A 15163-nucleotide genomic window follows, 5' to 3' on the forward strand; every position below is an offset into this window, starting at 1 on the left:
GTTTAAATTTAAAAATCCTCTTTTGGGTTTTCTTTCGGGCTAATGTAACCAAATTATACAATGAGATTCAAATACCAATTCAAGTAAAAAAGATGGGATTCTTTACTTTTACAAAAAAACCACATGCAATATTTCTCTAAAAGTCTGATACTTCTTTTTGCCCTGGTCCTTGGATGCAATAGAAAAACGGTTGTAGACGACAATCTTCAGGGATACATTGAAGCAATACAAAAGGAACATGCACCCGATAAAAGGGTTGCGTTGTTCAATATTGAAGGCAAGCATTCTGAGGATGGTTGGACCCTTGTTGGTGAAAGCAACGTTCCCGATGCTGTTAGTGCCCTCAAAGAGAAATTGAACGAAGCTGGTGTGGTATATACCGATAGCATTAAAATCCTACCGGACCCTAGTTTGGAAGGCAAACACGTTGCCTTGGTGACAAATTCCGTCGCCAACTTGCGAAGCGAGCCCAAACACTCCGCCGAACTTTCCACACAGGCCACTTTGGGAACCCCGGTAAAGGTCTGGAAAAAGGAGGGAGGGTGGTACTATATTCAAACCCCTGATAAATACCTGGCCTGGGTAAATTCCGGCGAAATCTCGGTAATGACCGATGCCGAATTGGAGGCTTGGACAAACCTGAAAAAGATTATTTTTACGTATACCTACGGGCATGTTTTTTCGGGCATCGATGCCCAAACACGGGTATCCGATCTGGTCGCGGGCAGCATTTTGGAAACAACCGGGGAAGGTGTGGATTTTTATAGGGTTCGTTTCCCCGATGGCCGGGAAGGTTTCGTAAAGAAGGAAGAGGCATCATTGTATGATACTTGGTTGGGCACTCTGGACCGAAGCCAGGAATCCCTTGTGGCGACTTCCAAAACCCTCATGGGCGTACCCTATCTTTGGGGAGGCACATCTACCAAGGGCATGGATTGCAGCGGCTTTACCAAAACCATCTATTTTTTAAACGGGATGATTATCCCAAGGGATGCCTCTCAGCAAGTAAATGCGGGGATTCCTATTGATTCTACAAAAAGCTTTGACCAGCTTCAAAAAGGGGATTTGTTGTTTTTTGGACGGAAAGCAACGGATTCCACCGCCGAAAAAGTGGTACATGTAGGTATGTGGATCGGCAATAATGAATTTATCCATGCTTCGGACAGAATCCGGATCAGCAGTATGGACAGGGACGCCGAAAACTATGACGAATACAATTTAAACAGGTATCTACGAACGAAACGTGTTTTTAAGGAACAGGACGCCCTATTGATAGATTTGGCCCAAACGCCCGTGTTCAAGGATTGAAATTTAAAAGTATCGATTTGATTTTTTGACCCAAAAGACATGATTTTCAAATAGGCCCTTGGTTTTTGTATATTTATTGGTATCGCCAAAGAGCATAATTTCCTAGGTCTTATTCCAGATTGTTTGGTAAACCGATAACCATTGAAAACCTTCCGCCGATGAACCATTTACATATAACACCCAAAAGGTATTTTCCCTTTCTGACCGCAATCTTGTTTTTTACGCTTTTTTGGGGATATTCCCAAAAACCTCAAGAGGCCAAACCGCCCAATATTGTCTTTATGATTGCCGATGATTGGTCCTATCCCCATGCTGGGGCTTATGGGGATGCCGTGGTGCGTACCCCCACCTTTGATGGTTTGGCAAAAAACGGGGCCGTTTTTGAAAATGCCTATTGCGCCGCACCTTCCTGCTCCCCATCGCGGGCAAGCATTTTGTTGGGAAAATATCCGCACCAACTGGAAAGTGCCGGAAATCTCTGGTCGGTGATACCGTCCAAGTTCACCAACTGGATGCGTTTGTTGGAAGATTATGGGTATCATACTGGGAAAAGCAGAAAAGGGTGGGGCCCGGGTGATTTTGAAGCAGGAGGCTATACCCATAACCCTGCGGGCAAGGATTATGATAATTTCAAGGCTTTTTTGGAAGCTAGAGAGAATAATCGGCCCTTTGCCTATTGGTTCGGGAGCCAAGACCCGCACCGGGACTATGAAACCAATGCAGGGGCAAAAACAGGGATGGACGTAAACAGGGTGTCCGTCCCTGAATTTTTACCGGATGTTTCCTGCGTACGGAACGATATTTTGGACTATTACTATGAAGTGGAGCGCTTTGATAGGGAGTGCGGCAATATAATCGCCAAACTTCAACGAGAGGGGCTGCTGGAAAACACACTTATTGTCATGACCAGCGATAACGGCATGCCGTTTCCCAGGGCCAAGGCCAACCTGTACGATTATGGCACCCGTATGCCTTTGGCCATGTACTGGAAAGGGCACATAGAGGGAGGTTTGCGTATTATGGAGTTTGTCAACTTCGTAGATTTTGCGCCTACCTTTGTAGAGGCCGCAGGGTTGCCACGGCAAGCCGAATTTAGCGGGAATTCACTGTTGCCGCTATTTGATACGGAAGCTGCGAAGGCTGGCCGAGACATTGTTTTCTTGGAACGGGAGCGCCATGCCAATGTGCGCAAAGGCAATCTAAGTTATCCGTCGAGAGCCGTGCGCACCCATGAATATCTATATATTCGGAATTTTGAACCGGACCGATGGCCGGCCGGGGACCCAACGGTGCATCAATCCGTAGGGCAGTATGGCGACGTGGACAATTCCATCACCAAATATCTGATCATGCAAGGCAAAGGGAACTCAGAAAAGGAAGCTTATTATGAATTGGCTTTTGGGAAACGACCCGAAGAAGAGCTCTACATTCTTGAAAACGACCCTTACAATCTAAGGAACGAAGCCAATAACCCAAAGTATGCCTCGGTACTGAACCTCCTGCGAAAACATTTGACAGGATGGATGGAAAACACGGGAGACCTACGCGCCAAGGAACTAAGGACCAATTATTGGGACGAGGTCCTCTATACCCCAACCTATCAAATGGAAAACAAGGACATATCCGCAGAAATCCAAGCGTACAAACAACTCGTTCGAGACGGTGGTGGTTTTAAGGAGGTCCAATGCCTTGACCCATAAAAAAGGAGGCGCCAGCAACACAAGGATATATTTGAGGCTACACAGCGTATTTCATGAAATGACGCTGAATTAACGTTGCCCAGCCAACTTCTTGAGATTGTTTGCTATTTTGAACATTCTCTTGTGCGAGGTTCTTTCACCTATTTTCCATAACCACCCGTATCAGCGACCAAAAACATGGTCTAAATGGGCCTTATCCGGTTTGCGATTTTTGGTCATAAGACTTACAACCACATAGGTAAGCATCGACAACAGAAAAGCAGGTATTATTTCGTGTACGTCCTTTAAGGACTCATAATTGAACCTAAAGACAAAACGCCAAACAATATTCGTTAACATTCCCACGACCATAGAGCTTAAAGCGCCCATATCCGTGCCCCATTTTAAATAGAGTCCCCCAAAAATGGCCGGAAAAAAGCTTGCCGCAAATACGGCGCCAGCAAAGGCGGTTAGCTCCACAATACCTGCAATAGGGTAGAGCGTCAACAAGAAAACGAACATACAGTAAATCGCCATGAACCATTTGGTCCTGGGAATTATCTTGGATTCTTGCATCGGCTTGGCCACATGCCAAATGTCCTTGACGAAAGCGGTTCCTATGATGATGATGACTGAAGCCAAGGAGGACATTCCCGCGGCAAAAAGACCTGCCACACAAATACCACTTACCAGTTTATTATCGAACTTATCCAACATAAACCCGATAACCTCATCCGTATGGTTTATGAGATAATTGGCCTCTTCCGGGGTTGCCATACCGTGTACCAAAGCGCCCAGACCCATGACACACACCAAGGATATTCCTAAGAAAACGGGCGTCCATATCATGGCGAACCGCATGCTTTTGGTATTGTTGACCGAGTAAAAACGGATGAGGTTTTTGGGTTCCGAAATCTGTTTCATACCCACGGAGAGCCCAATCCCCAGGATATACAGAAACGAAACCAATTCACCAAAGGTTACCAATCCGGAATTTATAGGGGTGCCCGCTTTGGACAAGTGGTCCGTGTTCGATACCACCTCGAAAAGATTGTCCACGCCACCCACATACATAAACGGAATGGCCAACATCAAAATGGCCACCCCGAACATGATGATGCCCTGTATGGCATCGGTCCAAAGCACGCTGTACATGCCGCCCCAAATGGTATAGGCGCAGGTTACGGCAATAATGGCAAAAGATCCATATGCATACGGAATATCCAACACGGACGTAAGCACGTGGGCGCATCCTTTGGCGATGCCTACCATGTACCAAAGTGTTGCAAAGAGGATGATTACGGCGGAAAGCACTCTTATGGTTTGTGTCAAGGAACTCTTATACCGCAGATGAAAATAATCTGGGATGGTGAACGACTTTAAGCGTGCGGTCTGGAACCGCATTTTGGGCCCCAGTAATTGCCAGGAGACGACACAAAAAAAGGTCCAAATAAAACCCATCCAAGCCCAGGAAAGCCCCAGTTCAAAGGATTTTCCAGCCTGGCCAATATAGGTGTTCGTACTGGCCGATGTGGAAAAAAAGGCCAAGGAAATCACCCATCCCGGGATTTCCCTTTTGGCCACATAAAAACCTTCAACACCTTCCGACGCCTTCTTTTTAAAATACCAGCCAATGTATAGACAACCTCCCACATAAAGGGCCGTTAAAATAAGGGTTACGTAGTGCTCGTAGAAGTAGTCCATCAGTGCTCCGGATTATGGTCGTTTTCCTCTACGTGAATATCCCTTTTAAGTACCAACGCTGCGTTGATGATGACTAGAATCAAGATTCCCACATAGGGAATCCAGGTTAAAAAATCCATGGTTTGGTTATTTGGTTTAAAACAATTTTTTTACCTCATTTTTGGTGACCTTGCCCAAGACGTTTCTTGGCAGCTCCCGTTGTATTATGTATTTCCTCGGAATTTTATATCCGGGCATTTGGGTCTTTAGCCAAGTATTCAATGCTTCCGTATTTATGCCTTCGCCCGATGGAACCAGGCACGCGGCAATGACCTCGCCCCATTCTTCATCGGGCAGGCCAACTACGGCACAATCGGCAATATGTTCATGTTTTCTAAGGACATCCTCAATTTCCAAGGCCGATATTTTATATCCACCGGACTTGATAATGTCCACACTGTCCCTGCCCAAGATCTTGTAAAGTCCGTCGTTCAGCATACCGATATCGCCCGTAATGAACCAACCGTCTTTGGTAAAGGCTTTTGCCGTTGCATCGGGTTTTTGCCAATATTCCTTGAACACACTGGGCCCCTTAATCTGGAATTCTCCCGGTTCGTTGGCCCCAACAGGATTGTTCTCTTGGTCTACCAGGCGCATTTCTACCGTTGGCAAGGGCAAACCAACATGGCCAGGCCTACGTTCCCCGCGATAGGAATTGGAAAGGCCCATGCCAATCTCCGTCATTCCATAACGTTCCAATAGGGTTTGCCCCGAAATGGCGCGCCATTTTTCAAGAACGGGAACAGGTAAGGCCGCAGAACCGGAAACCATCAATCGTAGTTTGGAAGCCGCTTCGGACATTTTTTTCTTTTCCTCGTCGCTCGCATTATCCCAAAAGGCAATCAGTTTGTAATAAATGGTTGGGACGGCCATAAAAAGGGTGAGCCTTCCAGAGCAAATAATTTCCCAAACCTTTTCATCGTTGAACTTTGGCAAAAACTCACAACACGCCCCGCTCCAAAGCGCACAGCTCATCACATTGATAATTCCATGGACATGATGTAAGGGTAGAATGTTCAAAATATAATCGTCTTTTTCCCATTCCCAGGCTTCTACCAAGGCCGTAATTTGGGCTTCAATATTGGAGTGCGTAGTAACTACGCCTTTAGGTTTGCTGGTAGTGCCGCTGGTGTATAAGATCATGGCCCTTCTGTCTGGGGAAAGATCGGGAAGGGCTGCTTTTTTAGGCACCAATACATCTTCCATGGGAACCACGGAAATACCCAATATTGACTCCAAGGGCCTTAAAAAGTCCACATAATCCTTATGGGCAATGACAATTTCCGCTTGGGTATCCTCCAGCACATATTGAATGGAGGGCAAAGGATGTAATACGCATAGGGGTACCGCGATGCCGCCCGCTTTCCAAATTCCCCATTGAATGGCGGTATATTCAAAAGAAGGAGGCACCAAAAACGTGATCCGTGCCTCTTCAAGGTCTTTAGAACCGGACAATAAATTGGCGGCTACGGCTTCTGCCGATGCTATAAGTTCGTTATAGGTATATTCCGTTTTGTTTGAAACAAGGGCTTTTCTGGTGCTAAAAACCTTGGCGCGGTCAAATAGTTTTAACATTATGGGTCGGTTAGGTTGCTGTCGCTACGGGTTCAAGTCAAAGGCAATTATTTTATTCCCTATTTTGGTGCCCAGTTTCTCTCCGCCACAGGCGATGGCAATATACTGCTTTCCATTAAATTCGAAAAAATATTGAAATACCACCCATTTTAATTAGTATTTCTCCTCAGATGAATTAATTGGTTGCTAAATACAACCAATAAGCATTATTAAAGACCTCTCTTTTTTGACCTCGATTGAAGCCATCAGTTTAGCTCGACACTTATTTTGAAACAACATTTATGGACTTGAAAAAGGGTTTTTATAAAATCAATATGACCATTTAGAAAGGAGACAAAACAGAATTCAGGTTTTAGACAATATTACTGAAGTTGCACAAAAAAGTAAAACATTTTAGATTTCTTATATGAAAAGACCAGACTTAACAAAAATATATAATCGTAGCAAAAAATTAAACAGGCCCATCTGGCTTTGAAATCTTAATCAAAAATTGTCAAATAAAAGAGCATTATTCACGTTACGTATTGGGTTGAAACAGTTTATTCCAAGGAAAGAAAACACGGAATGGCTTTTGATAGGATATATCACCCCTAAAGAATGTCAATTATGGATAATTGAAAACCAAAAAATAGGTTGCTCTTAATCAAAAATCAGAAGACGCTTGTTACCCATCGAAATATTTCAAAAACACTTTGAAATCAAATTAATATAGTTTCCCTCTCAATTGTTTTGATAATTTTATTTCTAGACAAACTAATGACAAATATGAAAAAATGCCTATTACTATCCTCCTTTCTAATTATTAGTTTTAAAGGTTTTGCACAAATATCTTTTGAGAAGGGGTATTTCATAGATAATTCCGGACAAATTTTTGATTGCTTTATTAGGAATGTGGATTGGAAAGACAACCCAGTTGATTTTGAGTATAAACTTTCAAAAGAAGGCAAACCCAAAAGAACTTCTCTTATTTACATTAAAGAGTTTGGGATAGGAACTTCTGTTAAGTTTGTTCGAGCAACAGTAAATATTGACAAGTCTAGTGAGGACCTCAATAGAATGGGAAAGGATAGAAACCCTATTTTTGAAAAGGAAAATGTTTTCCTGGAAGTATTGACAAAAGGATATGCGAGTTTATACCAATATCGCAACGGAGGCTTAAAACGATTCTTTTATTCGATAGACGCAAACCAGATTGAGCCATTAGTTTTCAAGTATTACTTGATTGATAAAGACAAAAAGGGAACAAATAACCGATTTAAACAACAATTATGGAATGAATTAAGTTGTGCAGGAATAAAAAAGGAACAGTTAGAGAAATTGACCTATACAAAAAACAGTCTTACCAATTATTTTATAAAATTCAACGAGTGTAGTGGCCAACAATTTAAGGTTTTCGGCACGAAATCTAAATATGACTTCTTCAATTTTACAGTTAGGCCTCGCATAAATAGATCATCATTGGTTGTTTCGAATTTTTTTGGAGGGTCAAAATATGCAGATTTTGGGAGTAAAACTGGATTAGGTTTTGGTATTGAAACAGAGTTTGTTTTGCCTTTTCAAAAGAACAAATGGGGACTAATAATTGAGCCAACTTACCATATGGGCTTTAAAGAAACAAAAACAACCGGTATAAATGATGGTTCGGGGGCTAATTCAATAGCTAGTTTATCATATAGTTCTATTGAACTACCAGTGGGGCTTCGGCATTATTTTTTTCTTAAAGAAAAATCCAAATTGTTTATAAATGCTTCCTATGTATACGACATTAATTCTGAAACTACTTTAATTATTCAAAGAACAGATAACCCTACGATAACCACATTGACAGGCAAAAGTTCAACCAATTGGGCATTTGGCATAGGCCTTAAAGTAGACAGATTCAGTTTAGAGGCTCGGTATTTTACCAATAGAGACATTATAAGTGACTTTTTTGCCTGGGACTCTCAGTATAATGCCTTTTCTATGATTTTAGGGTATACTGTCTTTTAATAGATGTTTATTAATTCCAGAGAATTTAAATCAAAACAATAGGTTTCATCTTAGCTATCCGAAACAGCCAGCGCCAAACTATTCTTTTTTATTGAACCAAGACTTGTTATGGTAAAAACAAGGGATGAATGGCCAATCTTATATTTATATAACAGACTAGCTACGGGTTCAAGGCAAAAGCAATGATTTTATTCCCTTTTTTGGCACCTAGTTTTTCCCCGCCACAGGCGATGGCAATATACTGTTTTCCATTAAACTCATACATGGCGGGAGTAGCGAAAGCGGGAGCAGGCAGCTCATATTCCCAAATAAGGCTACCATTTTCCTTGTCAAATACCCTAAAATAACCATCCCGAGTGGCCGCAATGAACAGCAATCCGTTTTCGGTCACCACGGCACCGCCATAATTTTCCGTTCCCGTACCGATTCCCTTATCTCCCAACTCAGGGGTATTGCCAAAGGGAATGGACCATTTAAAGTTTCCGGTATTCAAATCGATGGCATGCATCGTACCCCAAGGAGGAGATATGCCAGGCAGCCCCTTGCTGTCCAAAAACTTGGTGTATCCGGCATGTTTGTAACGTTCCTGAACGGTGTCTTGGGGTACATTTTCCGAAGCAACGGAATGTTTTATTTCCTCATCGAATAAAAAGGTTAGCAGGGCCTCCATTTCCTGTTTTGAAAGCTGGGGAAAACCTGTCATCATGCCCTTTCCGTTGGTAATTATCTCGGCCACTTCGTTTTTGTTTTTTCGGAGCTGCAGGTCGAGCAAACTGGGAAAACCACTTGCGGCATATCCTTTTCTGTCGGGTTGGTGACAGGTAACACAGTATTTTTGATAGGTACTTTCGCCCAAGGGACCGTCATGAGCTTCTTCATTGTTTTCAATAACACCTAGCATCCAAGCCATTTCATTGGAATTTACATAAAGAATTCCCTCTTCGGGATCCACGGAGGCCCCGCCCCATTCCGCCGCCCCATCGTAACCGGGCAATAATAAAACGGGTTCCGTATTTGGAGGGGCATAAAGTGTTTTGTTCGCCGCCTTAAATTCGGAAATCAACTCATCCCTATTTTCCGCAAAAGGACTGATATCAGATTCCGTTAGGTCTTGGGATTGCCGTGCAAAAGGCTCTGGCCGTGCCGGTATGGGTTGGGTGGGCCAGGCTTCTTCGCCCTCCAACATCGATTTGGGCACGGGCACTTCTTTAATGTCAAACAAGGGCTCTCCGGTCAATCGGTTAAAGACATACACATACCCTTGTTTGGTTACTTGGGCCACTGCGGGTATTTTTTTACCCTCCCTTTCCACCACCAACAGGTTGGGCGGAGCGGGCGGGTCACGGTCCCAAATATCATGATGGGTAAACTGAAAATGCCAAAGCCGTTCTCCCGTATTTGCATTTAAGGCCAAGAGCGAGTTGGAAAACAAGTTCTTTCCAAGCCGGACACCTCCGTAAAAGTCGGGCGCAGCGGAGCCCGTGGGCACATAAATGATTTCGGCTTCCTCGTCTACCGCCATACCTGCCCAGTTATTGGCGCCGCCCACAATGGAACTCTTATAGGTTGTGGAATCTTGCCATGTTTCGTGGCCAAATTCCCCAGGATGCGGGATGGTGTGAAACGACCATTCCAACGCACCTGTAACAACGTTAAACGCCATGATGTCCCCAGGAGCGGCCCCTGCTCCTTCGGAAACCCTTAGCGGCATGACGATTAAATCCTTAAAAACAGTGCCAGGGGTATTGGAAATGACGAACTTGTTTTCGGCGCTTTTAGGCATACCGGAACGTAAATCCACCTTACCGTCCGAACCAAAAGTCGGGATGGGTTTACCGGTCAAGGCATCGAGAGCGAACAGGAAAGCACCTCGAGTACACAGTATTCGTTTATCCTCACCTTTGGACCAATAGGATACGCCCCTGCTCGTGGAATGCCAGACTTTAACGGAATCCCCAAACTGCCAGATTTCTTCTCCCGTCCCGGCATGGAGTGCCACTACGCGAAGTGCCGCGGTAACCCCATAGAGCATGGAATCCACAACGATAGGATTCATCTGCATTTGACCCCAATCTTCAGATTCATAGGCCCAAGCCACTTTGAGGGATGTAACATTTTCTTTGGTAATCTGCGACAATGTGGAAAAATGGGTCCTTCCCGCATCGCCCAAATAGGAGGACCAAGTAGTAAACTCTTTTTGAGCAGGTGCTTCCTTTTTATTTTCTTCACAGGAACCTATTCCCAATATCAGAAGCAATAGGCCAATTATTTTGAGCGACTTCATAGCATGTGTATTTGCTTTAAAGGTAGCCAAATCCTAAAAATAGGTGGACAAAATTCTTTTGACGGGAGCAGCATACGAAGCCCCAAAAAGGTTGAGGTGGACAAGGAGATAGTACAGCTGATAAATATCCTTTCTTTCTTCTTCCCCAGGTTCAGGAGGGATGATTTCTCTGTATGCTTTATAAAAGGAATCCCCAAAACCGCCAAAAAGACGGGTCATGGCTATATCCACCTCATGATGGCCATAATAGATAGCCGGATCTATCAAAAAGGAAACACCATCTTTTGAAATCAAAAAATTACCACTCCACAAATCGCCATGTAACAAAGAGGGTTTTACTTTGGGAAACAAGTTGTTGCACACTGTATCCATTTTTTCTCCTGGAGGGATATCGGTTTTCGCCAAGAGTCCCTTCTCAAATGCCAAATATAGCTGAGGAAGGAGTCTTTCCTGCACGTAAAACGAAGTCCAATCCACATGTCTTCTATTGGATTGATTCAAACTACCTATGAAATTGTCTTCCTCCCACCCAAATGTCTGGCTATTGGATAATTGATGTAATTGGGCCAGTTGGCGGCCAAAAACGGACATATCCTCCAAACAAGGTCTTTTAGTTTCCACATATTCCATTAAGAAAAAAGCACCTGCTTCATAGGCGGCTACCTGAAAGGAACGTGGGGCTGCGATCGTATTGGTTTTCAAGAGCTCCTGGAGCCCTTTTTTCTCGGCATGGAACATTGCAAGGGCCTTGTTTTGCCCGTTGATTTTGCAGAAGAATTTTTCGGTTGTGGATTCCAAAAGGTAGGCCCTAGAGATGTCCCCTCCGGAAATCGGGGAAACACGCTCTATTTTTGTGCAAAGCAAGTAATTTAGATATGCAATCAATTCTTTGTCCAAAACCGTTTATAATTTAATGGCCATGCCCTTTCTTGCTATTTGAAATCCTGCCTGCAACACTTTTTTTGTTTGGGGAGCATCGGGACTCAACAAAGGGTTCGTATGGTTGAAATGTATGAAATAGACCTTGTTTCTCTCGGATCGGGAAAAATCCTTGAACGTTTCCATGCTTTCAATGACAAAGGGATGGGGAATTTCTGAGATGTCCCTGTAATTGATTTCTTCGGCATCGAAAAATGTGGCGTCCACAAAGGCATAGTCCACAGTTTTGATTTCTTCCCGAATGTTCTTTTCCCACTTTTCCCATTTGTCTATATCCGGAATAAACAACAAGGTTTTGTTGGGACCGATAACCTTATATCCCACGGTCTCTGAATACTCGTCGCGATGCGGAACGACAAAAGGAACGATGGCTAATTGCTCCGATATTTGAACCGATCTTTCATTTTCTATTGGAACAAGCCTGATATTTTTAGTTGCCACCAACTGTCCCCAAGGCCCATTTTCCGTCAAAAACCGATGCATTCTGGGCATGGAATAGACAGGAATGTTTTTGGTGTTTGCAGCTTCCTTGCCCAAATACATAAGACCGCCGTAATGCCCAATATGGGCATGGGTCAGAAAGATACCGTCTGGGTAATCATTTTGCCTGAAAGGCGCCATTTCGCGCAATGCCCTTATTTGGGCCGGCAGGTCTGGAGTGGCCTCGATAAGAATTGTTTGGTTGTTTTTAAAATCGACGACACCCAGGGAAACGACCTTTCTGGAATGGTCACCTTTTTCAAAAAGTTGCGCACAACATTCTTTTTCACAACCTATGTGCGGACTTCCCCCGTCCTGGACCGTTCCCAAAACGAATACTTCCACGCCTTCCTTGTCATTGGCGACAAACGAATGCTGGGCAATGCTCAGGTGGGGTAGAAGGAAAAGAAAAGCGATATTTAAGCAACGAAACCTCAACCTTTTATTGGGATAAAAATGCCCGAATATCCTCCGACAGTTTTTTTAGATCGGGCTCATGGGTGTACATCATATGGCCGGCCTCGTAGTATTTCATGGAGACCTTTTCGGTGACAATCCCATTTCTTGCAAAGGTATATTCGGCATCAAAAAAAGGCGTTATAAGATCGTAATAGCCGTTGGCCACCATCACCTTCATTTCTGGGTTACGCCTCATGGTTTCGCCAAGAAACGAGGCGGTGTTTACGGGCATTGGCTCCCAATAGGCATCATCGGGAGCAGTGCGCCATCGCCATCCCTCGCCACCTCCGGAGGTGATGTAGGGCCGGTCCATGTTAACTTTTAAATCGGTCGCAAAATAATGGTTGATCCCTGCGGTATAGGCCGCACCAATTTGATAGCTTGCCGGATCTCCCAAGTGGGGACTTTCGGCTACATCATCTGCCTCGTCGCCCATGAATCTTCCGTCCAAACGTCCAATCGCCAAACCTTGATCCTCCAAAAGTTTTTTCTGGAATCGTTCCACAAGAACGCGCAGGTTGGACCTAAGGATGTAGTCTTTGTCCAAACCAATAAAATAACTGAGCTTCTGGGCGATTTCATCCTTTTCGGCATTGTTCAAAAGGTTACCCTTATACAGGGCCTTGGTATAATCACCATAGGTAAACTCCCTGCACTCTTTTACAAAGACTTCCAGTGTTTTTCCTTCCCCTGCTTTTTTATGGTACCAAGCCGTGGCGGCCATACTCGGCAGATAAGTGATGTAAGAGGTAATGTTATAATGGATAGAAGTAGAACCGGCATAATCCAAAGCCTGGGAAATAAGGATCATACCGTTGAGCGCCATATTTTGACCCGAGCCCTCCAAGGCCTTTCCCAAATAGGCGGCCCTTGTGGTACCGTAACTTTCACCTGCCAAATATTTGGGAGAGAACCAGCGCCCGTTATCTGTGACCCATTTTCGTATAAATTGTGCAAATGAGGCAACATCCTCGTTAAGTCCGTAAAAGTCCTTACCCTTGCCATTGCCTACCAACCTGCTATACCCCGTCCCTACTGGATCTATAAATACAAGATCGGTAAGGTCTAAAAGGCCATGTTCATTGGCCACAAGATTGTAGGGCGCGGCGCCGTCGTCTTTCTTGGCTTCTGAATCCACTTTTATGATTTTGGGCCCAAAAAGCCCCATGTGTAGCCATAGGGAAGCGGAACCCGGCCCGCCATTGAAGATAAAGGTAACCGGCCTCTTTGTTACATCACCAATTGGGTTTTTGGTGTAGGCTACCGACCAAAATGTGGCTATGGAGTCGCCTGCTTTGTTGGTCAAAAAGGTTTCTTTGGCCGTTGCGGTATAATTGATGGTCTTTCCTCCAAACACCCCTTGATGGAGGGTTTCAAAACTCTTGGCATAGGGAATGGGTTTTTGGTCTTGTTCCTGGGCATCGGATTGGGAATGAAGGGTTAGACCTGGTATAAAAAACAAGAAAAAAAGTACTATTTTATGCATAAATGTCGGACTATTAAATGGTATTTGAAAGGTAATCATTTCATTTAAAAATTGTTGTACATTTCTGGGCTAAACCTAACCACTGAATTGTATGTCGCAATTCGCCAAACCTTTGTCTCAGCGCCTGTACTCCTTGGATGTTTTCAGGGGGCTTATTATGTTTCTTTTGATTGCCGAAGCTGCGGGTTTTCATGAAAGTTTTGCTGGTTTAACTGAGGGGTCCTCCTTGTATCCTTTAGCCCTTCAATTACAGCATCATCCTTGGAACGGGCTTCGTTTTTGGGACCTTATACAGCCTTTTTTTATGTTCATCGTTGGGGTGGCCATGCCATTTTCCTTTAAAAAGCGATTGGCATCCGGAAACCGTTCCGAATTAAATAGGCACATCGCCATGCGATGCCTAAAGTTGTTCCTCTTTGGGGTGTTGTTGCACTGTGTCTACAGCCATGGCCCGGTATGGGAACTATGGAATGTATTGGTACAGTTGGCATTCACAATCCTGATTGCCTACGCCATTATGCGTAAAAGCGCCGCCTTTCAAATAGGGTTTTCAATTTTTCTATTGGTGCTGACGGAAATTTTATACAGATCTTATAACCCAAATGCTCCCTTTGCCCAAGGGCATGAAACCTTTGGCTCTTGGGTCGACCTATTGGTGATGGGGAAGGTAAACGGCGGATATTGGGTATTCATAAATTTTCTTCCAACTGCCGCCCATACCATCTGGGGCGTTGTATGTGGTCAATTATTACTGAACCCTACTGCCGAAACCAAGAAAGTCAGGAACTTTCTTCTTTGGGGAATGTTGGCCACCGTTCTAGGTTTTGGACTCGACTTTTTTGAAATTACACCGATTATTAAACGTATTGCGACCTCATCGTTTACCTTGGCATCTGGCGGAATTTCAATTTTAGCGCTTGCCTTTTTTTATTGGATAATCGACGTGAAAAGGCATAAGAAAAAATGGCTTCAATTTTTTGCGGTCGTTGGCACCAACTCCATTTTCATCTATCTGTTCGCCGAGACTTTTGGTCATTTGATATTCAGGGAGTTTGACATTCTTTGGAACACAGGTCTTTTTCATGCCCTAGAGGCGTATAAGGATTGGATATTGGTTTTGGAATCATTGTTAATTCTCCTATTTTTATGGTATATAACGTATTATTTGGACAAGCGAAGGATTTATTTCAAAGTCTAGAAACGGGCTGGAACCAAAAAACA

At 44.0% G+C, this 15163-nt stretch carries 10 protein-coding genes; 4 read left to right on the forward strand and 6 right to left on the reverse strand.

Annotated elements, in window-relative coordinates:
- Positions 1–123: 123 nt before the first annotated feature.
- On the forward strand, positions 124–1308 hold the full coding sequence (locus F0361_RS06730; protein ID WP_154917752.1) for a C40 family peptidase: 1185 nt from the start codon (positions 124–126) through the stop codon (positions 1306–1308).
- Between the two features lie 158 nt (positions 1309–1466).
- Positions 1467–3008, forward strand: coding sequence for a sulfatase family protein (locus F0361_RS06735; RefSeq protein ID WP_154917753.1), 1542 nt, complete (start codon positions 1467–1469; stop codon positions 3006–3008).
- A 162-nt stretch (positions 3009–3170) separates the two neighbouring features.
- On the opposite strand, the gene F0361_RS06740 is transcribed toward F0361_RS06735, so the two are convergent.
- Positions 3171–4691, reverse strand: a complete 1521-nt coding sequence (locus F0361_RS06740; protein ID WP_154917754.1) for a sodium:solute symporter family protein — start codon at positions 4689–4691, stop codon at positions 3171–3173.
- 135 nt (positions 4692–4826) lie between these two features.
- The gene (locus F0361_RS06745) at positions 4827–6305 is read right to left on the reverse strand and encodes an acyl-CoA synthetase (RefSeq protein ID WP_154917755.1); all 1479 of its coding nucleotides are present in this window, start codon (positions 6303–6305) and stop codon (positions 4827–4829) included.
- A 765-nt stretch (positions 6306–7070) separates the two neighbouring features.
- Here F0361_RS06745 and F0361_RS06750 point away from each other — a divergent pair.
- Positions 7071–8294: a porin family protein gene (locus tag F0361_RS06750; protein ID WP_154917756.1), complete on the forward strand. Its 1224-nt coding sequence runs from the start codon at positions 7071–7073 to the stop codon at positions 8292–8294.
- 160 nt (positions 8295–8454) lie between these two features.
- Here the strand turns inward: F0361_RS06750 and F0361_RS06755 are convergent, their stop codons facing one another.
- The 4 genes from F0361_RS06755 to F0361_RS06770 are packed head-to-tail and all read right to left on the reverse strand — an operon-like array spanning position 8455 to position 13942.
- Positions 8455–10578, reverse strand: a complete 2124-nt coding sequence (locus F0361_RS06755; protein WP_154917757.1) for an outer membrane protein assembly factor BamB family protein — start codon at positions 10576–10578, stop codon at positions 8455–8457.
- A gap of 33 nt (positions 10579–10611) precedes the next feature.
- Positions 10612–11475, reverse strand: a complete 864-nt coding sequence (locus F0361_RS06760) for a fructosamine kinase family protein (RefSeq protein WP_154917758.1) — start codon at positions 11473–11475, stop codon at positions 10612–10614.
- 6 nt (positions 11476–11481) lie between these two features.
- On the reverse strand, positions 11482–12435 hold the full coding sequence (locus F0361_RS06765) for an MBL fold metallo-hydrolase (protein WP_154917759.1): 954 nt from the start codon (positions 12433–12435) through the stop codon (positions 11482–11484).
- Positions 12436–12439: 4 nt separating this feature from the next.
- Positions 12440–13942, reverse strand: coding sequence for a S10 family peptidase (locus F0361_RS06770; protein ID WP_154917760.1), 1503 nt, complete (start codon positions 13940–13942; stop codon positions 12440–12442).
- A gap of 91 nt (positions 13943–14033) precedes the next feature.
- On the opposite strand from F0361_RS06770, the gene F0361_RS06775 reads away from it, so the two are divergent.
- The gene (locus F0361_RS06775) at positions 14034–15140 is read left to right on the forward strand and encodes an acyltransferase family protein (protein ID WP_154917761.1); all 1107 of its coding nucleotides are present in this window, start codon (positions 14034–14036) and stop codon (positions 15138–15140) included.
- Positions 15141–15163: the final 23 nt, after the last annotated feature.

Origin of the sequence: Maribacter flavus, from assembly GCF_008386635.1 — a bacterium.
GTDB lineage: Bacteria > Bacteroidota > Bacteroidia > Flavobacteriales > Flavobacteriaceae > Maribacter > Maribacter flavus.